Annotated in this window: 1 protein-coding gene; it reads right to left on the bottom strand. The window is 43.9% G+C overall.

The genetic code is table 11. The features are described from left to right. On the bottom strand, window positions 1-396 hold a 396-nt coding region (locus tag R7Q09_RS28750; RefSeq protein WP_318144286.1), incomplete at its 3' end, for an insulinase family protein. Between the last annotated feature and the right edge of the window lie 105 nt (window positions 397-501).

The following is a 501-nucleotide window of genomic DNA, read 5'->3' on the forward strand; positions in this document are numbered from 1 at the left end:
CTGCAGGGCATGTTCTAGCTTCGTATTATTCGGAAGGTGAAGTTGGTAAGACGTTAGCTGATAACTAGTGAAAGCGTTGATAGCAGCGCGAAAGGTACCACAAGGTTGCACAAAGAGTTTGGCAACGTCGTTGCCGGTAAAATGCGTGCTGCCATTAAATGCCATGTGCTCAACGAAGTGAGCGTAGCCTTTTTGATTGGCTTCTTCTTGGAACGAACCAATGTGCATCACCAAACGAACCGAAACTTCTTGGTCTTGAGTTGGATAGATGTGGTATTTCATTCCATTGGATAGCTGATTAACGTGCCAGTTGGCATCAGGCTGAATCGGCGTGGATTGTTGTGTCAGAGCACACCCTGACAACAATAACGCGGGGACTAACAATATACTGCGCATAACTATTGCCCATAACTATGATTAAGCCGATCAATATAATCCTCGTTCCATGACCTTCACATTTTTAATGGATTATTTACTGCCCAAATGTGATCTAAATCACCA

Source organism: Vibrio sp. 2130-1 (genome assembly GCF_033339515.1).